17 protein-coding genes and 1 riboswitch are annotated in these 19,750 nt (G+C 65.3%); of the genes, 3 read left to right on the top strand and 14 right to left on the bottom strand.

What is annotated here, in order from left to right:
- Positions 1-145 precede the first annotated feature (145 nt).
- The 7 genes from BV95_RS20645 to BV95_RS23935 all read right to left on the bottom strand — a co-directional run bounded on the left by BV95_RS20645 (position 146) and on the right by BV95_RS23935 (position 8,375).
- Positions 146-349 (bottom strand): hypothetical protein, encoded by a 204-nt coding sequence (locus tag BV95_RS20645; protein ID WP_037456693.1) that lies wholly within the window; start codon positions 347-349, stop codon positions 146-148.
- A gap of 163 nt (positions 350-512) precedes the next feature.
- Positions 513-2,054: a SpoVR family protein gene (locus BV95_RS20640; protein WP_037456690.1), complete on the bottom strand. Its 1,542-nt coding sequence runs from the start codon at positions 2,052-2,054 to the stop codon at positions 513-515.
- A gap of 13 nt (positions 2,055-2,067) precedes the next feature.
- Positions 2,068-3,375, bottom strand: a complete 1,308-nt coding sequence (locus BV95_RS20635) for a YeaH/YhbH family protein (protein ID WP_037456687.1) — start codon at positions 3,373-3,375, stop codon at positions 2,068-2,070.
- A 19-nt stretch (positions 3,376-3,394) separates the two neighbouring features.
- The gene (locus tag BV95_RS20630) at positions 3,395-5,338 is read right to left on the bottom strand and encodes a PrkA family serine protein kinase (protein WP_037456684.1); all 1,944 of its coding nucleotides are present in this window, start codon (positions 5,336-5,338) and stop codon (positions 3,395-3,397) included.
- A 711-nt stretch (positions 5,339-6,049) separates the two neighbouring features.
- Positions 6,050-7,420, bottom strand: a complete 1,371-nt coding sequence (locus BV95_RS20625; protein WP_037456681.1) for a sensor histidine kinase — start codon at positions 7,418-7,420, stop codon at positions 6,050-6,052.
- Complete coding sequence (locus BV95_RS20620; RefSeq protein WP_037456678.1) at positions 7,417-8,151, bottom strand: response regulator transcription factor; 735 nt, start codon at positions 8,149-8,151, stop codon at positions 7,417-7,419. Before BV95_RS20620 ends, BV95_RS20625 begins: the two co-directional genes overlap by 4 nt.
- Before the next feature lie 74 nt (positions 8,152-8,225).
- A complete protein-coding gene (locus tag BV95_RS23935) occupies positions 8,226-8,375 on the bottom strand; it encodes a hypothetical protein (RefSeq protein ID WP_013849560.1) in 150 nt (49 codons plus the stop codon).
- A 19-nt stretch (positions 8,376-8,394) separates the two neighbouring features.
- Here BV95_RS23935 and BV95_RS20615 point away from each other — a divergent pair, with 19 nt between their 5' ends.
- Genes BV95_RS20615 through BV95_RS20605 form a run of 3 tightly spaced genes read left to right on the top strand, consistent with a single transcriptional unit; the run spans position 8,395 to position 14,024 of the window.
- A complete protein-coding gene (locus BV95_RS20615) occupies positions 8,395-9,519 on the top strand; it encodes an efflux RND transporter periplasmic adaptor subunit (protein WP_037456674.1) in 1,125 nt (374 codons plus the stop codon).
- A 12-nt stretch (positions 9,520-9,531) separates the two neighbouring features.
- Positions 9,532-12,669 (top strand): efflux RND transporter permease subunit, encoded by a 3,138-nt coding sequence (locus tag BV95_RS20610; RefSeq protein WP_037456672.1) that lies wholly within the window; start codon positions 9,532-9,534, stop codon positions 12,667-12,669.
- Positions 12,666-14,024: an efflux transporter outer membrane subunit gene (locus BV95_RS20605; protein ID WP_037456669.1), complete on the top strand. Its 1,359-nt coding sequence runs from the start codon at positions 12,666-12,668 to the stop codon at positions 14,022-14,024. Before BV95_RS20610 ends, BV95_RS20605 begins: the two co-directional genes overlap by 4 nt.
- Before the next feature lie 92 nt (positions 14,025-14,116).
- Here the strand turns inward: BV95_RS20605 and cobU are convergent, their stop codons facing one another.
- The 7 genes from cobU to BV95_RS20570 are packed head-to-tail and all read right to left on the bottom strand — an operon-like array spanning position 14,117 to position 19,230.
- Positions 14,117-14,629, bottom strand: a complete 513-nt coding sequence (gene cobU, locus BV95_RS20600; protein WP_174544481.1) for a bifunctional adenosylcobinamide kinase/adenosylcobinamide-phosphate guanylyltransferase — start codon at positions 14,627-14,629, stop codon at positions 14,117-14,119.
- Entirely contained in the window at positions 14,626-15,561 is a 936-nt protein-coding gene (gene cbiB / locus BV95_RS20595) for an adenosylcobinamide-phosphate synthase CbiB (RefSeq protein ID WP_037456666.1), read from the bottom strand. The genes cobU and cbiB overlap by 4 nt, the downstream gene beginning before the upstream one ends.
- Complete coding sequence (locus tag BV95_RS20590) at positions 15,554-16,531, bottom strand: threonine-phosphate decarboxylase (RefSeq protein WP_037456664.1); 978 nt, start codon at positions 16,529-16,531, stop codon at positions 15,554-15,556. The genes cbiB and BV95_RS20590 overlap by 8 nt, the downstream gene beginning before the upstream one ends.
- Positions 16,528-17,238, bottom strand: coding sequence for an adenosylcobinamide-GDP ribazoletransferase (locus tag BV95_RS20585; RefSeq protein WP_037456661.1), 711 nt, complete (start codon positions 17,236-17,238; stop codon positions 16,528-16,530). The genes BV95_RS20590 and BV95_RS20585 overlap by 4 nt, the downstream gene beginning before the upstream one ends.
- Entirely contained in the window at positions 17,235-17,813 is a 579-nt protein-coding gene (locus BV95_RS20580; RefSeq protein WP_037456659.1) for a histidine phosphatase family protein, read from the bottom strand. The genes BV95_RS20585 and BV95_RS20580 overlap by 4 nt, the downstream gene beginning before the upstream one ends.
- On the bottom strand, positions 17,810-18,826 hold the full coding sequence (gene cobT, locus BV95_RS20575; RefSeq protein WP_037456656.1) for a nicotinate-nucleotide--dimethylbenzimidazole phosphoribosyltransferase: 1,017 nt from the start codon (positions 18,824-18,826) through the stop codon (positions 17,810-17,812). The genes BV95_RS20580 and cobT overlap by 4 nt, the downstream gene beginning before the upstream one ends.
- Complete coding sequence (locus BV95_RS20570; protein WP_037456654.1) at positions 18,823-19,230, bottom strand: DUF1636 domain-containing protein; 408 nt, start codon at positions 19,228-19,230, stop codon at positions 18,823-18,825. Before BV95_RS20570 ends, cobT begins: the two co-directional genes overlap by 4 nt.
- A gap of 192 nt (positions 19,231-19,422) precedes the next feature.
- Positions 19,423-19,612: riboswitch (cobalamin riboswitch) on the bottom strand.
- Positions 19,613-19,750: the final 138 nt, after the last annotated feature.

Raw genomic sequence — 19,750 nt, 5'->3', positions numbered from 1 at the left:
CTGATGCCCAACGTCGCCTGACGGGTAATCCCAACCGTTCGTGCCAAGTAGGGGCTAAACGCAGTCGAGTTCCCCCTCCCGCCTGCGGGAGGGGGAACTCGACTGCGTTTAGCCCCTACTTGGCACGAACGGTTGGGATTACCCGTCAGGCGACGTTGGGCATCAGTTCGATGATGGGTCTGCTGGCCACCTGACGCATGCCGTCCGCCGCCATTCCGGCGCGGCGGCGGAATTCGGCGGCCATCGCCTGATGCATCATGCGCGCAGAAGCATCGGCGGTCGTCGCCGCCAACTGATCATGCATTCGCGCCCGGTCGAGACATTCTTCTGGAGTAAGGGCATTCGTCATGAAGCGAACTCCTGCCTGTCGCGGGGCTTATCCTCTCCATCGCCTTTCGAACGACAAATCCGACTTCGCCCACGAAAAACCGGCCGGTAACTTAGCCTTTCCTGCCGGCGATTGAAAATGGAATCTTGTCCCCGTTCCGATCCCGTCCGCCGGGCGCACCGGTTCAGCGCAGCCAGGCCGCGTTGGGCTGCGCGCTGTGGCTCTTCAGTTCCTTGCGCGTTTCGGAGTCGACCTCCCTCAACAGCACCTCATAACCCCAGAGATTCGCCAGATTTTGCAACACCATGGCGGCATCGCCCGCGTCAAGTTGCACGCCGTCCAGCACGGCATGTTCGACGATCAGCTTGCGGTCCCCGGCCAGATCGACATCGACCACCTGAATGTCCGGTTCCTGCCGCCCGATTTCATATTCCCGCGCCAAGGAGCGGCGAATCCGCCGGTAGCCGCGCTCGTCATGGATGGCATCGACGCGCAATTCCGACTCGCCCTGTTTGTCGAGTATCTTGAACAATCGCCATTGCCGGATCAGATGGGGGCTGAGGAATTGGGAGACGAAGCTTTCGTCACGGTAATTGGCCCATATGTCCTTCAGCACTTCCATCGCGTCGTTCGATCCGGCGATTTCGGGATACCATTCCCGGTCCTCCTCCGTCGGTTCGCGGCAGATGCGCTCTATGTCGGACATGATGCCGAACCCCAGAGCATAGGGGTTGAAGCCGCCAAATTGTCCTGAATCATAAGTGGGTTGGTAGACGACATTGGTATGGGATGACAGGAATTCCATGAACGAACCGTCCGTGATCCAGCCCCGTTCGTGCAGCGTCGTCATGATGCGATAATGGGTGTAGGTGGCGCAGCCCTCATTCATCGCCTTGGTCTGGCGCTGGGGGTAGAAATATTGCGCGATCAGCCGGACGATCCGCAATATCTCCCGCTGCCAGCTTTGCAGCAGGGGGCCGGTCTTCTCCAGGAAATAGAGGATATTTTCCTGCGGCAGGCCCAGCGCCGCCCGTCTTGCGTCGCTGGGGATCGCGTCCGCCTTCGCGCCGCTGGGCACGGTGCGCCACAGATCGTCATAGATGCGGTCGCGATAGGCCTGCCGCTCCGCCTCCCGCGCTGCCTCCGCCTTCAAATCCCTTGGCCGGACGCGGGGATAGCGGTGGACGCCCTGGTTCATCAGCGCGTGGGCGGCGTCCAGCACCCGTTCGACCGGCAACTGGCCATAGCGTTCCTCGCACTGGGCGATATAGCGTTTGGCGAACTCCAGATAGTCGAGAATGCCTTCCGCGTCGGTCCATTGTTTGAAGACATAATTATTCTTGAAGAAATGATTATGTCCGAAGGCGGCATGGGCGATGACGAGGGTCTGCATCGTCGCGCTGTTTTCCTGCATCAGATAGTTGATGCAGGGATCGGAATTGATCACCAGTTCATAGGCGAGGCCGCGCAGCCCCTTGCGGTACATCATTTCATTGGTCACGAACTGCTTGCCGAAGGACCAATGTTTGTAGAAGAGCGGCATGCCGATGGAGGAATAGGCGTCCAGCATCTGTTCCGCGCTGATGATCTCTATCTGGTTGGGATAGATGTTCAGCTTCATTTCCTGAAGCGCGATCGGTTCGATCGTGTCGTGGATGCGGTTGATGAGGGAAAAATCCCAATCGCTGCCCGTGAACAGCGGGGCGGGCGCCAGTTCGACCGTCATGCCGACCTCCCCATCATGAACTCCGCTCCGCCACGCCCTTGCGCTGGAAAAGTTCGCGGAAGACGGGGTAGATTTCGCGGCGATGATGCACTTTGCGCATCACGAAATTGCGGTTGGCCTCCGAAACCGGGGCGTAGGCCTGCCACAGGCCGGTGGTCGTGCCGATCGACTCTATGTCGGCAAATTCCTCCCGTCCGACTTCCAGATAGGCGAAATATTGGCTGAAGGGCAGGATGTCCTGCTGCATCAGGCTGACCACCCGGCCATTGTCGGACTGCATCGTGTCGCCGTCCGACGCCTGCGCGACATAGATGTTCCAGTCGTCGGGCCGGAAGCGTTCCTGCACCACTTCGATCAGCTTATCGAGCGCGCTGGAAACAAGGGTGCCGCCCGTGACCGTGCTGTAGAAGAAGGTCTGTTCGTCCACCTCCGCCGCCCGGTCGGTATGGTGGATGAACACCACCTCCACATGTTCGTAGCAGCGCGTCAGGAACAGGTGCAGCAGCGCGAAGAAGCGCTTGGCCAAGTCCTTCATATGTTCCGTCATGGAGCCGGAGACGTCCATCAGGCAGAACATCACCGCCTGCGCGACGGGCTTGGGCACCGTTTCGAAGCGGCGGTAGCGCAGGTCGACGGGGTCGATATAGGCGATCAGGTTGCGGCGGCGGATGATGGTGGAGCGTTCCTCCCGCAACGCTTCCAGCCGCACGGCGTCGTCGGGCAGGGGCGGGTCGCGTGCTTCGATCAGGGCGATCTCCTCCTCGATCCGGGCGAGGTCGGCGCCCTTGGGGCGGCGCAGCGCGAGGCGGCGCGACATCGCCTTTTGCATGGTGCGGGGCACGGAGAGGTTGGAGGGGTTGCCGGCGGTCGAATAGCCCGCCCGCCTGATGCCGTCGACCGCGCCGCCGATCAGCCGCCTTTTGGCCAGGTCCGGCAGTTCCAGATCGTCGAGGAACAGGTCCAGAAATTCTTCGCGGCTGAGCGCGAACTGGAAATCGTCATTGCCCTCGCCCTGCCCGGCCTTCGACCCCGCGCCCGCGCCGCCGTCGGGGCGCTTGATCCTGTCCCCCTCCATATAGTCGTGGTTGCCGGGGAAGACCCGTTCGCGGCTGCCGCCCTGCGCCGCGCGGTGCAGCGTCGGTTCGTGGATCACATCGCGCTGGATGGATATCTGGCCTTCCTTGTCCAGATCCTTGATGCTGCGGTCCTTCAGGCTGTCGCGCACCGCCTGTTGCACATAGGCCCTTGCCCTTCGCAGGAAGCGCTGTCTGTTGACCAGGCTCTTGCCGCCTGGGTTCAACCGTCTGTCGACTATGTGCATGGCTGGCTTGGCGCCTCCATCAACCGGCCTGTTTCACGCGGATATACCATTCGACAAGCCGCCGGACCTGCCGCTCAGTATAGCCTCTTTCGATCATGCGCGCGACGAATTCGTCATGCTTGCTGGCGGTGTCGCCGTCCTTCTTCGATCCGAAGCTGATGACCGGCAGCAGATCCTCGACCTGGCTGAACATCCGCTTTTCGATGACTTCGCGGATTTTCTCGTAGCTGGTCCAGGACGGGTTGCGGCCGTCGTTGCTCGCCCGCATGCGGAGGGCGAATTTCACGACCTCGTTGCGGAAATCCTTGGGATTGGCGATGCCTGCCGGCTTTTCGGTCTTGGACAGTTCCTGGTTGATGACCTCCCGGTCCAGAAGCTGGCCGGTGTCGGGGTCCTTGAAGTCCAGATCTTCGATCCACGCGTCGGCATAGGCGACGTAGCGGTCGAACAGGTTCTGGCCGTAATCATGGTAGGATTCCAGATAGGCCTTCTGGATTTCATTGCCGATGAATTCGGCGTAGCGCGGGGCGAGTTCGCCCTTGATGAACTCCAGATAGCGGGATTCGACCTCGGCCGGGAATTGTTCCTGCCGGACCATCCCCTCCAGCACATACATGAGGTGGACCGGGTCGGCCGCGATCTCATTGGTGTCGTGGTTGAAGGTGGCGGACAGCGCCTTGAAAGCGAAGCGGGTGGAGATGCCGGACATGCCCTCGTCCACGCCCGCCGCGTCGCGATATTCCTGGAGGCTTTTCGCGCGCGGGTCGATTTCCCGCAGCATTTCACCGTCGTAGACGCGCATCTTGGAATAGAGATTGCTGTTCTCATGCTCGCGCAGGCGGGTCAGGACGGAGAAGCGGGCCAGCATGTCCAATGTTCCCGGCGCGCAGGGGGCTTTGCTGAGGTCGGATTCCCGCAGCAATTTTTCGTAGACATGGCGTTCTTCGGTGGCTTGCAGGCTGTAGGGGACTTTTATGACGTAGATGCGGTCGATGAAGGCTTCGTTATTCTTGTTGTTCTTGAAGTTCGCCCATTCCGATTCGTTGGAGTGGGCCATGATGATGCCGGTATAAGGAATGGCGCCGATATTTTCCGTGCCGATATAATTGCCCTCCTGCGTCGCGGTCAGCAACGGGTGGAGCATCTTGATCGGCGCCTTGAACATCTCGACGAATTCCAGCATCCCCTGGTTCGCCCGGTTGAGGCCGCCCGAATAGCTGTAGGCGTCCGGATCGTTCTGGGAGAGCATCTCCAGCTTGCGGATGTCGACCTTGCCGACCAGCGAGCTGATGTCCTGGTTGTTTTCGTCGCCTGGTTCGGTCTTGGCGATGGCGACCTGCCGCATGCGCGACGGCATCATGCGCACGACCTTGAACTGGGAGATGTCGCCGCCGAATTCGTCCAGCCGCTTGCGGCACCAGGGGCTGATCATGCCCGTCAGCCGCCGCCGGGGGATGGCGTAATTTTCCTCTATGAAGTCGCCATGCGTCTCCGCGTCGAACAGGGCGAGCGGGCTTTCGAAGATCGGGCTGATCTCGTCCCCCGCCTTCAGCACATAGATGGGGTGCGCCTCCATCAGCGCCTTCAGCCGTTCGGCCAGCGACGATTTGCCGCCGCCCACCGGGCCGAGCAGGTAGAGGATCTGCTTGCGCTCCTCCAATCCCTGGCTGGCGTGGCGCAGGAAGCTGACGATATGTTCGATCGTCGCCTCCATGCCGTAGAAATTGGTGAAGCTTCGGTAGCGCCGGATGGTCCGGTTCATGAAGATGCGGCCGAGCCGCTGATCGCGGGACGTGTCGATGATCTCAGGCTCGCCGATGGCGGCCAGAAGCCGCTCCGGCGCCGATGCGTGCATCAATGGATCGTTGCGACATCCCAGCAGATAATCTTCGATGGACATTTCGGCCTGGCGCCGATCATCGAACTTCCGCGTGAAGCTGGAAAACAGCTCATTCTTTGTCACTGGCGACTCCCGCTAAAGTAGCCGTGGAATAGATATAGACCCATATGGTCCGTAAAAACAGTGTAATAGAAGGATGGCAGATTAAAAAATTTCCATCTGCGCCGGATTTTATCTGAAAATGTCTTAGCAAAAGAACGCACGATGCTTGTCCGGCGACGCAAGAGCATTTCCGGCATTTGCACGACCGTCATGTTGCGGCCGGCGACATCTTCGCCGCGCCGCCGCCATGCAGCGTCTTCAATTCGGCGCGACGATCCCCCGCCGCGATCTGATGCATAGTGTCACCTGAGGCCCTGAGAGGGAAGAGGGTAAAGGAGATAATCTCGTCGGGGTGTAATGGTTCCGTCGCGCCTTTGGAGGGGGCGGTTCGTGGGGAGAAATGGATGCTGTGCCGAAGGCCAACGCCAGTTGAACAAGTTCAGCATGACGGGTTGTAGTGCAACCTTGGTAGCGTGGGCAAATTCTAGACTCGCCGGACGAGGTGATTTGGGTGCTTTACCGTTATTCCCCCTCCCGTAAACGGGAGGGGGTTAGGGGGTGGGTTGGCGCGACATATGCGGTATTTTGCAACGGTTAAGTCGGAAGCTCGCTTCGCTCGCGCCCACCCCTAGCCCCTCCCGCCTGCGGGAGGGGAATGTCTTTGGGATGGCCATCTTCCGACATTCCGAATTTTTCCACACAGCATTGGCACGGCATGAAAATGCCAGGTCGTTACGCCCGCATGTCTATGGTCGCGACCAGTCCGCCGTCTGGGGCGTTGGCCAGTCGGACCGACGCTTCGAAACTTAGGGCCAGGGATCGGGCGATGGTGAGGCCGATGCCTGTGCCTGGCCGTCCGCCGGGCTGACCAGCCGCTCCGCGGGTGAAGGGTTCGAACATCTGGTCCAGTTGGTCGGGCGCGATACCGGGGCCATGGTCGCGCACTTCGATCAGCACGCGACCGCCCTGCCGCGCGCAACCGATGTCCGCGCTGCCGCCATATTTGACCGCGTTGGTGACGAGATTGCTGACGCAGCGGGTCAGCGCGTTCGGCTTGACCCGCACGGTGCCGCCGCAGCCCGCCAGGAAACGCACGGGCGCGCCCAGATCCTGCGCATCCTCCGCCATGCTGGTGAGCAGCGAGTCGATGTCGATCACCGACCAGTCCTCCTGCGCCTCCGTACTCGCCGCCAGGTCCAGCCCTTCGCGCACCAGCGTCAGCATCGCCTGATGATCCTGGAGCAGCCGCGCCCGCAATTCCTCATTTTCCACCAGTTCCAGCCGCAGGCGCAGGCGGGTGAGCGGCGTCTGGAGATCATGGCTGATTGCGGCCAGCAACTGCGTCCGCTCGGCAAAGCCAGCCCGCACCCGGCGCTGCATCAGGTTGAAGGTGGACAGCGCCGCGCGCACCTCCTCCGGCCCGCGTTCGGGGATTTCTTCCGGATCGACCGACACCGAAAAAGCCTCCGCCGCCCGCTCCAGCCGCCGCAGCGGCGTCGAGACGAAGCGCGCAACGACGATCGCCAGCCCGGCCGAGGAAAGCAGGATCAGCAGCAAGTAGATGGGCTTGGCGAGGTTGCTGGGCGGCTTGACCAGATGCGGCAGATAGAGGGCGAGCGACCGCCGCTCCCCCGTTTCGTCGGTGAAGCGGACGATCCAGCAATCGGGCCGGGGCGTGTCGATCAGGCCTGCCGCCCGATTGTTCGGATCGGCCTTGCTCGCGGCGAAGCAGAGTCCTGACGGCACCTGTCCCGCCTCCGGATTGGAATGCGGCCCGAACCGGGATTCCAGCGCCTGCGCCAAGGCCGGATTCGGGTCGGTCAGGGCGACGCCGCGGGGCGCCGTCCTTGCGCCCATGATCCGCTGATCCTCCAGCATCGCCTCGATCCGGGCGGGATCGTGGCTGAGGCGCTGGGCGATGTCGACGGCGCTGGCCACCACGCGCTGCAGCCGCCAGCGTTCGAAATCCAGATGCCGGGCCTGTTCCGCCACCAGCAGCGCCAGCACGGCGGCGACCGTCATGCCGACCGTCAGCAGCAGGAATATCCGCCCCACCAGCGACCGGAAGAAATTGCGCGCCCGCGCCACGACCGGAATGATCATTCGTAATGCACCGTGCTGGCCAGCACATAGCCTTCGCCGCGCACCGTCAGGATCAGGCCGCCGCCGCCCGGCCCATCGCCTGAATCACCCGCCAGTTTCTGCCGCAGCCGGCTGATCTGAAGGTCGATGGAGCGGTCGAAGGCCGCCGTCGCCCGCCGTTCGGGCACCAGCGCCTCCCGCGAGAGCACGACATTGGGTTCCTCTATGAAGCGGGAGAGCAGGCGGAATTCGGCGGAGGACAGCATGACCAGCCGGTCGTCGGCGGCGATCAGGCGGCGCTGGAACAGGTCCAGCCGCCAGGGGCCGAAACGGGCGATCCGCGCCGTCTTCTGCCGCGCCGGTTCCTCGTTGCGGGAGCGGCGCAGCAGGTTGCGGACCCGCACCAGCAGTTCGCGGGGTTCGAACGGCTTGGTCAGATAATCGTCCGCGCCCAGTTCCAGCCCCAGCACCCGGTCGACCGCGCTGCCCCGCGCCGTCACCATGATGATCTGCACGCCGCTGCCCTGCGCCCGCAATTCCCGGCACAGCGACAGCCCGTCGCCGTCTGGCAGGTTCAGGTCCAACACGATCAGGTCGACCGGGCGCGCCGCCGTCTGCGCCCGCAATTCGGCAAGGCTGCCCGCCGCCAGCACTTCATAACGTTCCTGCGAAAGCTGGCCGACGATCAGGTCCCGTATATCCTCATCATCATCGACGACAATCACGCGGGGCGGACGGGACGGATCGGGCATGGCCGCCCTTCTAGCTGCATTTTCGGCCCGCGTCTGCGCCCGCTGCTCCGGCCGATACATAAAGATACAATGTGCTACAGATTGAACCATCGGGACAGATAGTCGCGCTGGAACGGTGCGTGCCAAAGGATCATGAGGGCCATGTCGGCGCCAGCGATGGAGCCGACCTTCGCCCGGCGCGCCCTCCCCTCCCCCTGCGCCGGGCGAAGATCCCATCCTTTCATTTGGACTTGTCCGCCGACCATGTTCAGCCGCCTTTCCCCTCTCGCGCTCTGCATTCTGGTTGCCGCCTGCGGTCACAGGGAGCCGCCGAAAAAGGGGCCGGTGGAGGTGGGCGTGGTGACGCTGACGACGCAGGACGTGACTGTGACGACCGAACTGCCGGGCCGCACCGCATCCACCATGATGTCAGAGGTTCGGCCGCAGGTCGCGGGCGTCGTCCAGAAGCGACTCTTCACCGAGGGCAGCTATGTGCGGGCGGGCCAGCCGCTCTACCAGATCGACCCATCGCTCTACCGCGCCTCCCGCGACGAGGCGCAGGCGACGCTTGCCAGCGCGCAGGCGACCGCCGCCGCCGCGCAGGCCAGGGCGAACCGTTACCGCACGCTGGGCCAGAGCGAGGCGGTGAGCGCGCAGGACCGGGACGATGTGATCGCCGCCGCCCGTCAGGCCGCCGCCGCCGTGCAGCAGGCCCGCGCCACGCTCCAGACGACCGGCATCAACCTCAACTTCACGCAGGTTCGCGCCCCGATCAGCGGGCGCATCGGTCGGTCCATGGTCACGCCCGGTGCGCTGGTGACGGCCAGTCAGGCGACGGCGCTGGCCACTATCCAGCAACTCGATCCGATTTTCGTGGACGTGACGCAATCCAGCGCGAAGCTGTTGCAATTGCGGCGCGCGTTGGCCGCCGGGAGCGCGCTGCCTGCGAGCGCCGTCATCCGGCTGAAGCTGGACGATGGCACGGACTATCCGCTGGAGGGGCGGATCGAATTCGCCGAACCCATTGTCGATCCGAACAGCGGCACGATCACGCTGCGGGCGCGTTTTCCCAATCCGGACAGCCTGTTGCTGCCCGGCATGTTCGTTCGCGTGGTCGCGCCGCAATCGGTCGTTCCGGGTGCCATATTAGCGCCGCAACAGGGCATCAGCCGCGATCCCAAGGGCAACGCCACCGCCCTGGTCGTGGACCGGTCCGGCAAGGTCGAACGGCGCATCGTCACCGCCGCGCAGGCGGTGGGCGACAAATGGCTGATCACCGGCGGCCTAAGGAAAGGCGAGCGCCTGATCGTGGAGGGCACGGACAAGGTGCAGCCGGGCGACGCGGTGAAGGCCGTGCCTGTCGATCAGCCCGCCGCCACCGGCAAGTAGGGGGATCGGACCTTGCTCAGCCGCTTTTTCATCGAAAGGCCGATCTTCGCCTGGGTCATCGCCATCGGCATCATGATGGCGGGGCTGGGCGCGATGCTGAGCCTGCCCATCGCGCAATATCCGGACATCGCGCCGCCGTCGGTCAATGTCAGCGCCAACTATCCGGGCGCTTCGGCCGAAACCGTGGAGACCAGCGTCACCCAGGTGATCGAGCAGCAGCTTACCGGCATCGACGGGCTGATGTATTTCTCCTCCTCCTCGACCGCCAACGGGCAGGCGCGGATCACCGTCACCTTCAAGAAGGGCACCGATCCCGACACGGCGCAGGTGCAGGTGCAGAACAAGGTGCAGCAGGCGCTGAGCCGCCTGCCCAACGCCGTGCAGCAGCAGGGCCTGACCGTCACCAAGTCGCAGACCGACTTCCTGATGCTGGTTGGCCTCTACGACAGGACGGACACGGCGTCTCAGGCGGACATCGCCGATTATCTGGTCAATAATTTCCAGGATTCGATCGCACGCATCGACGGCGTGGGGTCTTCGCAGATCTTCGGTTCGCAATATGCGATGCGGGTGTGGCTGGACCCCTATAAGCTGGCCACGGTCAAGCTGATGCCGTCGGATGTGCAAAGCGCCATCGCGGCGCAGAATATAGAGGTTTCCGCAGGGCAGATCGGCGCCGATCCCGCCCCCGAAGGGCAGCAGATCAACGCGACCGTCACCGCGCAGGCGCGGTTGCAGACGCCCGAACAGTTCCGCAATATCGTCGTCAAGACGCAGAGCGACGGATCGGTGGTCCACCTGTCCGATGTGGCGCGGGTCGAACTGGGCAATGAAAGCTACACGTCGTCGGCCCATCTGAACCGCCACCCGGCGTCGGGCATGGCGATCCAGCTCGCGCCCGGGGCCGACGCGCTGAAGACCGCCGAACTGGTCAAGGCCAGGGTGGAGGCGCTGTCCGCCGATCTGCCGCACGGATATACCGTCGTCTATCCCCGCGACACCACGCCCTTCATCAAGCTGTCGGTGGACGAAGTCGTGCAGACGCTGATCGAGGCCGTGGGCCTGGTCGTCGTCGTCATGTTCCTCTTCCTGCAAAGCTGGCGCGCCACGCTGGTGCCCGCCATCGCCGTGCCGGTGGTGCTGCTGGGCACTTTCGGCGTGCTGGCGCTGTTCGGCTATTCGATCAACACGATGACGCTGTTCGGCATGGTGCTGTCCATCGGCCTGCTGGTGGACGACGCCATCGTCGTGGTGGAGAATGTCGAACGGCTGATGGAGGAAGAGGGGCTTTCCCCCCGCGACGCCACGATCAAGTCGATGGAGGAGATCGGCAATGCGTTGATCGGCATCGCTCTGGTCCTGTCCGCCGTGCTGCTGCCCATGGCCTTTTTCGGGGGGTCGACCGGGGTCATCTACCGGCAATTTTCCATCACCATCGTCTCTTCCATGCTGTTGTCGGTGCTGGTGGCGCTGATCCTGTCGCCCGCCTTGTGCGCGACTATCCTGAAACCCGTGGCCGAGGAGCATCGCGACAGGGGCTGGATGGGCAGGTTCAACCGCTGGTTCGAACGGGTCACGCGCGGTTATATGGCGCGGCTGAACGGCTTTATCGGGCGGCGGACCTTCTTCTGGATCGGCTATGCCGTCATTCTCGTGCTGCTCTGGCTGCTGTTCGTGCGCCTGCCGACCAGCTTCCTGCCGGTGGAGGATCAGGGGCAGGTGATGGTGCAGGTGACGCTGCCCGCGGGCGCCAAATCCTCCCGCACCAGCGCTGCGGTGGAAAGCATCCAGAATTATTTCCTGAACGATGAGAAGGACAATGTCAGCTTCATCTTCATGGCGCAGGGGTTCAGCTTCGCGGGACAGGGGGAAAATACGGCGCAGGGCTTCATCAGCCTGACCCCCTGGGACGAGCGCAAGGGCATGGCCAACAGCGCGACGATGATCGCGAACCGCGCCACGAAGCAGCTTGCCGCGATCCGCGATGCCAAGGCGCAGGCCATGACGCCGCCGGCCATTCGCGGGCTGGGCCAGTCCAACGGCTTTACCTTCGAACTGCTCAACAGCGGGGGACTGAGCCGGGAACGCTTTCTGGCATTGCGCAACCAGCTTATGAAAGCGGCGGCCGACAGTCCGAAGCTGGCGGGCGTGCGCGCCGCCACGCTGGAGGATACGCCGCAGCTCAAGGTCGACATCGATTCCGAAAAGCTGGCCGTGCTGGGCCTGACGCAGGGCAGCGTCAACAATGTGCTGAGCGCCGCATGGGGCAGCACCTATATCAACGATTTCGTCGATCGCGGGCGGGTGAAGCGCGTCTATATGCAGGCGGACGCGCCGTTCCGCGCCCTGCCGAGCGATCTGGACAACTGGCAGGTGCGGTCCGCCGCCACGGGGGAGATGGTGCCCTTCTCCGCCTTCGCCACGGCGCACTGGACGATGGGGCCGACCACCCTGTCGCGCTATAACGGGTTGCCATCCTATGAAATTCAGGGGCAGGCGGCGCCGGGAGCGAGTTCGGGCGAGGCGATGGACGAGATGGGGAGGCTGCAACGGCAGCTTCCCTCCGGCACCAGCTATGCGTGGAGCGGCCTGTCCTATCAGGAACAGCTTTCCGGGGGGCAGGCGCCGTTGCTGTACGGGCTGTCGGTGCTGGTGGTGTTCCTGTGCCTGGCGGCGCTGTATGAAAGCTGGTCGATCCCGCTGGCGGTGCTGCTGGTGATACCGCTGGGCCTGATCGGGGCGGTGCTGGCGGTGACGTTGCGGGGGCTGGAGAATAATATTTATTTCCAGGTCGGGCTGCTCACCACCATGGGGCTGGCGGCGAAGAATGCGATCCTGATCGTGGAATTCGCGGAACTCGCCTATCTGGAGGGCAAGGACGCCATGTCCGCCGCGCTGGAGGCGGCGCGGCTGCGTTTCCGGCCGATCCTGATGACGTCGCTGGCGTTCATCGCGGGGGTCATCCCGCTCGCCATCGCGACGGGGGCGGGCGCGCAGAGCCGCATCGCCATCGGGACGGCGGTGGTCGGGGGCATGCTGACCGCGACGGTGCTTGCGATCTTCTACGTTCCGCTCTTCTTCCTGACGATCATGCGCATCTTCAACCGGAAGGGGCCGTCGCCCGTTGCCGTTGGGGAGGTTCCGGCATGAAGCGCGCTTTTGTGACTTTGGCATGTTTGGCCGCCTTGTCGGCTTGCGACATGGCGCCGCATTATGTGCGTCCGGCGCCGCCTGTGCCTGCCGCCTTGCCGGGTGGTTCGGCCGATGCGGCTGAGAGGCCGGGCCTGCCCTGGACCGCGTTGATCGGCGACCAGCGGCTGAAGACGGTGATCGAGCGCGCGCTGGCCAATAATCGGGATTTGCGGGCTGCGCTGGCCAATGTGGAGGCGGCGCGGGCGCAATATCGGGTGCAGCGCGCTGCTCAGCTTCCGGCGGTCACGGGCGAGGCGGGGGCCAGTTTTTCCCGGCGGAACGACAGCCGTCAGGACAATTACAGCGCCGATATCGGTTTCAGCGCGTTCGAGGTCGACCTGTTCGGCCGGGTGAAGAATCTGACGCGGGCGGCGCTGGAATCCTATCTGGCGACGGAGGAAGGGGCGCGGGCGGCGCGCATCGCCCTGATCGCGGAGACGGCCAGCGCCTATGCGACGCTGGCCGCCGATCAGGAGTTGCTGGCCCTTTCCCGCCAGACGCTGGCGAGCGCGGAGCGGACGCTGGCCCTGATCCGGTCGCTGAACGGCGCGGGGCTGACCGGCAAGCTGGACGTGCATCAGGCCGAAACGACGGTGGAACAGGCGAGGAGCGACATCGCCGCGAACGTCACGCAAGTGGCGCAGGATCGCAATGCGCTCGACCTTCTGGTCGGGGCGCCGGTCGAGGATGGTCTGTTGCCGCAGTCGCTTGAGGCGCTGGCCGGGAGTATTGCCAAGACGCCTGCGGGGCTGTCTTCCGACGTGTTGCTCCAGCGGCCTGACGTGCTTCAGGCTGAGCATCGATTGAAGGCCGCCAATGCCGACATCGGCGCGGCGCGCGCCGCCATGTTTCCGAAGATCAGCCTGACGGCGGCCATTGGGGTAGCGAGTTCGGCGCTGTCGTCGCTCTTTACCGGCGGGGGTTTCGCCTGGTCGGCGGGGCCGTCGGCCTCCATGCCGATCTTCGGTGGCGGGGCGCGGGGCGATCTGGATTTCAGCAAGGCGCAGCGGGACGTCAGTCTGGCCCAATATGAAAAGGCAATCCAGACGGCGTTTCAGGAAGTGGCCGACGCGCTGGCTCGTGAGGGGACGATTGACGAGCAGCGGGCCGCGCAGCAGCGGCTGGTGGTTGCCAGCCAGCGCGGCTATGCGCTGGCGGACGAACGTTATCGGGCGGGGATTGACACTTTTCTCAACAGCCTGATTAGTCAGCGTGGGCTTTATAGCGCGCAGCGGAGCGCGATTGCGACGGAACTGGCGCTGATACAGAACCGGATATTGCTTTATCGGGTGATTGGGGCGGATTTTTCTTAGGTCTGTTGGTGGGGGGTGACCTGCGTATTTCCCCTCCACCATTCGCTTTGCGAATGGTCCCCCTCCCCATCTTTGATGGGGAGGATTTTGAGTCAAGCTTTCAGTTTTATGGGTAGTCCGGCTGCGAGGAAGACGACTTGCTCGCACTGCGCGGCCATTTGCTGGTTGAGCCAGCCCGCCTCGTCGCGGAAGCGGCGGGCCAGCGCATTGTCCGGCACGATACCCAGTCCTACTTCATTGGCCACCAATGCGACGGGCACGGGGCAGGCCGCGACCGCCTGCGCCAGAGCGGCGCGGGCCGCGCTTATGTCCGCCTCCGCCAGCATCAGGTTGGTGAGCCAGAGCGTCAGGCAGTCGATCAGGATCGCGTCGGCCTGCCCTGCCGCTTCGGACAAGGCGGTCGGCAGGTCCATGGGGGCGTCGATGGTCAGCCAGCGGCTTCCGCGCTCGTTCCGGTGGCGGGCGATCCGTTCCTCCATCTCCGTGTCGAAGGCTTGGGCCGTCGCGATATAGGCCAGCCTGCCGCCCGAAACGGCCTCGCACCATTCCTGCGCATAGCGGCTCTTGCCGGAACGGCAGCCGCCCAGCACCAGCAATGACGTCATCCGATACTCTCCCAGATCGCGGTCAGGCCCCACAGCAGGAGGCAGGCGCTTAGATAGATGCGGAGCGCCTTCCGCATGGCGTGGGCATCCGCTTCGCCGCCTGCGCCGATCCATGGCTTGTCGTGCAGCACGCCATCGTAGCGGATCGGCCCGGCCAGCCTGATCCGCAGCGCCCCGGCCATGGCCGCCTCCGGCCAGCCGGCATTGGGGGAGGCGTGGCTTCCATGATCGCGCCACATCACCGACCATCCGCCGCCGCCCGCAATGCACAGCAAAAGGCCCGCCAGCCGCGCAGGCGCCCAGTTCAGCAGGTCGTCGAAACGCGCCGCCGCCCAGCCGAAATCGGTGAAGGGCGCTTCCTTGTGCCCGATCATGCTGTCGGCGGTGTTCACGGCCTTGTAAGCCCAGATGCCCGGCAGCCCCAGCAGGACCAGCCAGAAGAGCGGGGCGACGACGCCGTCGCAGAAGCTTTCGGCCAGGCTCTCTATTCCGGCCCTGGCGACGCCCGCTTCGTCCAGCGAATCCGTGTCGCGGCCCACGATCCAGCCGACCGTCCGCCGCGCTTCATCCAGATCGCCCTTTGCCAGGGCGCGCATCACGGGGGCCACATGCGCGTAGAGGCTGCGCTGCGCCAATCCTGGCCAGGCCGCCAGCGCCAGCCAGAACCACGCCATGTCGCCCGCCCATCGGACGATCGCCCATTGCAGCGCGAAGCCCGCGCCGCCCGCCACGCCCAGCAACAGCAGCAGCAGGGCAATGCCGCCCCGCCGCCTCTGCGGGCCGCTCCAGTCCGTCCGGTTCCAGCGCCGCTCCATTGCGCCGATGATCCGCGCAAAGCCGCCCACCGGATGGCCGATCCGCGCATAGAGCCAGCTCGGCCAGCCCAGCGCGGCGTCCAGCATCAGCGCAGCCAGCGCTACCGGTTCAATCATCGGCCAAGGCCCGGTCCAGACGCGCCAGCGCAGCCGTATCGCCGGGCAGGCCAAGCCGCAGCCAGCGCCGGTTTTCTTCGAAGGGCCGGGTCAGGATCGCCCGGCGCGCCAGCCGGTCGAACAGGGCCGGGCCGTCCTCCAACTCTATCAGGCGGAACAGCGGGCATTCCCCCCGCGCGGTCAGCCCGTGACGGGCCAGTACGGCATCCAGTTCCGCCGCGTGCTTCGTCAACGCCGCTATCGTTTCCTCGATCCAGGCGTGGTCTTCATAGGCTGCGCGGCCGAATGCTATTGCCGCCGTGGATACCGGCCATTCCCCCAACATCCGCCGCGCCTTTGCGACAATCTCTTGCGGACCGATGAGGAAGCCGAGCCGAACCCCGGCCAGACCGAAAAACTTGCCGAAGGATCGCAGCAGGATCAGCCGCCTCCCCTCCCCGACCTCGCCCGCCATGCTGCATGATGGCATGGCATCGGCATAGGCTTCGTCGACGATCAGCCATCCCCCTGCCCGCTCCAGACGCTCCAGCCATTCGATCAGGCGGGCGGGCGGCAGGATGCGGCCGTCGGGATTGTTCGGGTTGGCGAGCAGCAGGGCCACGGCTTGCTGTGGCGCATCTTCTCCGGGGGTCATGGCGCGGCCCTGCGCGAAAATCTCCGCATGGGTGCGATAGCTGGGCGTCAGCCAGCGGCCGGGCATGTCCAGTATCCGGCTCAACAGCCGCAAGCCCGTTTCGCTGCCCGGCATGGTGCATAGATGGGCTGGGTCGACCCCGAAATGGGCCGCCGCCGCCGCCTCCAGCGCCGCCAGATCCTGCGGGTCGGGCAGTGCTCGCCAATCCACGGGGATATGGTCCGCGCCCGGCCATGTCAGCGGGCTGATGCCGGTCGACAGATCGATCCAGTCCGTGCCGCCATAGGTCGCCCGCGCCTCCGCCAGCCGCCCGCCATGCCAGGTGAAGCCGCTCATCGCAGCAGCAGCATCGTGACGAGCAGGCCGCTTTCCAGCAGTTCGATGCCCGCGCCGTGGCCATCGCCGGAAATGCCGCCGATCCGCGACCGCAGCCACCATCCCCAGAGCGGGATCAACAGGGCCGCCGCCCAAAGGGCCGGAACCCAAAAGCTGAGGACCAGCGCCAGCATCGTCCATGACAGGAGGGCTTCGGCTCGCCAGCCGGATCGGAATTGGCTTGCCAGCCCCTCGTGCAGCGAGGGCAGCCATCGGGTCCAGACCAGCGGGCCGATCCGCGCTGCCAGTGCCACGGGAACCAGCATCCACAGCGGGAAATTTTCCAGCCACAGCCGTAGCAGGACCAGCTTGGCCAGCAATTGCAGACCGATGGCGACGACGCCGAAGCTGCCGATATGCGGGTCGGCCAGCACTGCCGACAGGCGCGACCGGTCGCCATGCGCCGCTCCGGCCGCATCCGCTATATCGCCCAGGCCGTCCAGATGCAGCGCGCCGGTGATGGCGACCCAGGCCAGCACGCCGAACAGCGCGCCAGTCCAGGGATCGATGCGAAGGCCCAGTCCGGCGGCGCCCGCGACGATCAGTCCCACCGCGATGCCGGTGGCGGGAAACCAGCGGATCGAGGCGGCGAAATCCGTTTCGTCGACGTCCAGCGCGGGCAGGGGCAGCCGCGTCATCAATTGCAGGGCCAGCACCAGCCGCTTCATGTGATCAGGCCCGTGATCTGCGCGCCTGTCCATTGCGATGGCTGTTCGCCCGGCCAGAGCCGCAGGCTCAGCACCGCGCCATAGGGCAGGTCGACCGCCCAGCCCTGCCGTACGTCGAAGCCGCACAGGATCGTCAGCGCCGCTCGCATCGCCCCGGCATGGCAGATCACCAGCGTCGGTTCGGCAAGGTCGCCTAGCGCCTGCCCTATACGGGCACGGAGGTCGGTCCAGCTTTCTCCCTCCGGCGGCGGGAAACCGTCCGGATCGTCCCAGAAGCGGGCCAGATCGGCGGAAGGGAGGGAGGCGGGGTCGGCCCCTTCCCAACGGCCGAAATGCAGTTCGCGCCAGCGCCGGTCGACAATGTGGCCGACGCCCCGTTCCGCCGCGACGATCGCACCCGGCGCTCTTGCCCGCGACAGGTCGGACGTCACCACCTGCGTGAAGTCCAGCCCCCGCGCCCGTTCGACGCAGCGTGCGATGCCGTCCGCCTCCGGCGGGGCGTCCAGATGGCCCAGCAGCCGTCCGGCAAGCTGTGGCGCGCCATGGCGCATCAGGTGGATCGGGAGAGCGCTCATAGCGCGCCGGCCACCGCCGCTTCCGCGAAGGTCGCCATGTTCGCGTGGGCCGCCAGCGCCGACCGCACGATCTGCGTTGCGACCGCCGCGCCGCTGCCTTCGCCCAGACGCATGTCCAGACGCAGCAGCGGGTCTAGGGCCAGCGCCGCCAGCAATCGTTCATGCCCTGCCTCGGCCGACATATGCGCGGCCAGGCAATGGCTGGTGATGGCTGGATTGTCCTTCGCCAGCGGGGCGATCGCCGCGCAGCCGATGAAGCCGTCCAGCATCACCGGCACGCGCAGCATCCGCGCCGCCAGCACCGCGCCTGCGAGCGCCGCGATCTCGCGACCGCCCATACGCCGCAGCGTTTCGAAGGCGTCGCCGCAATGCGGCCCGTGCAGGGCGAGGGCCAGCGTCACCGCCTGCGCCTTGCGCGCTAGCCCTTGGCCGTCCACGCCCGTTCCGCGTCCGACCCAATGGTCCGCCGCTCCGCCGAAGGACTGCGCGCAGAGCGCTGCCGCCGGGGTGCTGTTGGCGATGCCCATCTCCCCCAGCAGCAGCAGGTCCAGGCCCGGTTCGACCGAAGCCGCCCCGGCGTTGATCGCGGTCAGGCATTCCGCCTCGCTCATCGCGGCTTCGGCGCAGATGTCGCCTGTGGGGCATTCCAGATCGAGCGGCACCACGGCCAGTTCCGCGCCGCAGGCGGCGGCCAGCGCGTTGATCGCCGCGCCGCCATGGCGGAAATTCGCGACCATCTGGACGGTGACCTCCGCCGGGAAGGCGCTGACGCCCCGTGCCGCGACGCCATGATTGCCCGCGAAGATCGCGGCGCGCAGACGCTGGGCTTCGGGCCGGTCGCGACCCTGCCAGCCCGCCATGAACAGGGCGATTTCCTCCAGCCGTCCCAGCGATCCGGCGGGTTTGGTCAACATTGCCTGCCGTTCCGCAGCCGCTGCAACGGCGCTTGCGTCCGGGGAAGGCAAATCGGCCAGCGCGGCGGCGAAGGCTGCGCGATTGTCGAAGCGGATCATGTGCAGACGAAGCCGTCCGGCGGGGTGCGGACGATGAAATGGCCCTTCACGCCCTGCGGCCAATCGGCATAGCGCACCACGCCCTCTTCGCTCGCGGCATGGCGGGCCGCATAATCCAATATGGCGCGGGCGGCATCCTCATCCGGGGTGAAGCCGCCCAGCACATAGCCGACCTTGCCGGTTCCCCGGACATGCACCGTGCAATGGCGTTCGCAGATGAAGAGGCAGGGCATGTCCTGCACCGCGATCCCCGCATAGGCCGGGTCGTCGTCGCGCAGCTTGCGCACGGCCTCCGCCAGCAATGCGCCGCCGCGCCGTCCGCCGTCATCCTCCCGGCTTTCCGCCGACAACCGGCAGGTCGAACAGACGACCACCGACGCTCCGCCCTCGACAGCCCGCAACATCAGCGGACGCTCCGCACATCAGTCATTCCACACACTCCCGCCGCGACGGCAAATGCCCCGGCGGCGCGTCGTGCGGGAAGAAGAGCGGCGCCGGACAGGCGACAGGACTTCCCCCTGCGCGGCCGGACCGGCAAGGCGATGGCTGTCGCTCGGCGAGGGGAACCCCGTTCGGCCGGCGCACCCTGTCCGGTCGAAGAACGACTGCGTCAGGCAGGTCTCCTGGCTCGCGGGTCGATGCTTTCCGGCCGCCTTCTCGGAAACCCCGTGGGTCCAATGGCGTGATGGCCGGATGGCTCGCCGCTTACAGTTGCAGGGGCAGCGCGGGCTTTACCCGACTTCCCTTTTCATCCCCTTGCGGGGAACCTGTCGCATCGATGCAGATAGAGGCGGCTTGGCTCTGTCGCAAGGGGGTTGAGCGGACTGCGTTTAATCTGAACCTTTGGGTGGAAAGCGGACCCTATCCTATTCCTCCCCATCGAGAGATGGGGAGGGGGACCGGCCGAAGGCTGGTGGAGGGGAA

The sequence above is a fragment of the Sphingobium chlorophenolicum genome, from assembly GCF_000722875.1.
GTDB classification, from domain to species: Bacteria; Pseudomonadota; Alphaproteobacteria; order Sphingomonadales; family Sphingomonadaceae; genus Sphingobium; species Sphingobium chlorophenolicum.
The sequence above is the reverse complement of the archived record's forward strand: the minus strand, read 5'-3'. Positions and strand labels throughout refer to the sequence as shown.

Bases quoted from the DNA above. Each gene is read 5' to 3' on its own strand.
- BV95_RS20645 (WP_037456693.1), bottom strand. From the start codon at position 349: ATGACGAATGCCCTTACTCCAGAAGAATGTCTCGACCGGGCGCGAATG.
- BV95_RS20640 (WP_037456690.1), bottom strand. From the start codon at position 2,054: ATGACGGTCGAACTGGCGCCCGCCCCGCTGTTCACGGGCAGCGATTGG.
- BV95_RS20635 (WP_037456687.1), bottom strand. From the start codon at position 3,375: ATGCACATAGTCGACAGACGGTTGAACCCAGGCGGCAAGAGCCTGGTC.
- BV95_RS20625 (WP_037456681.1), bottom strand. From the start codon at position 7,420: ATGATCATTCCGGTCGTGGCGCGGGCGCGCAATTTCTTCCGGTCGCTG.
- BV95_RS20620 (WP_037456678.1), bottom strand. From the start codon at position 8,151: ATGCCCGATCCGTCCCGTCCGCCCCGCGTGATTGTCGTCGATGATGAT.
- BV95_RS23935 (WP_013849560.1), bottom strand. From the start codon at position 8,375: ATGAAAGGATGGGATCTTCGCCCGGCGCAGGGGGAGGGGAGGGCGCGC.
- BV95_RS20615 (WP_037456674.1), top strand. From the start codon at position 8,395: ATGTTCAGCCGCCTTTCCCCTCTCGCGCTCTGCATTCTGGTTGCCGCC.
- BV95_RS20605 (WP_037456669.1), top strand. From the start codon at position 12,666: ATGAAGCGCGCTTTTGTGACTTTGGCATGTTTGGCCGCCTTGTCGGCT.
- cobU (WP_174544481.1), bottom strand. From the start codon at position 14,629: ATGACGTCATTGCTGGTGCTGGGCGGCTGCCGTTCCGGCAAGAGCCGC.
- cbiB (WP_037456666.1), bottom strand. From the start codon at position 15,561: ATGATTGAACCGGTAGCGCTGGCTGCGCTGATGCTGGACGCCGCGCTG.
- BV95_RS20590 (WP_037456664.1), bottom strand. From the start codon at position 16,531: ATGAGCGGCTTCACCTGGCATGGCGGGCGGCTGGCGGAGGCGCGGGCG.
- BV95_RS20585 (WP_037456661.1), bottom strand. From the start codon at position 17,238: ATGAAGCGGCTGGTGCTGGCCCTGCAATTGATGACGCGGCTGCCCCTG.
- BV95_RS20580 (WP_037456659.1), bottom strand. From the start codon at position 17,813: ATGAGCGCTCTCCCGATCCACCTGATGCGCCATGGCGCGCCACAGCTT.
- cobT (WP_037456656.1), bottom strand. From the start codon at position 18,826: ATGATCCGCTTCGACAATCGCGCAGCCTTCGCCGCCGCGCTGGCCGAT.
- BV95_RS20570 (WP_037456654.1), bottom strand. From the start codon at position 19,230: ATGTTGCGGGCTGTCGAGGGCGGAGCGTCGGTGGTCGTCTGTTCGACC.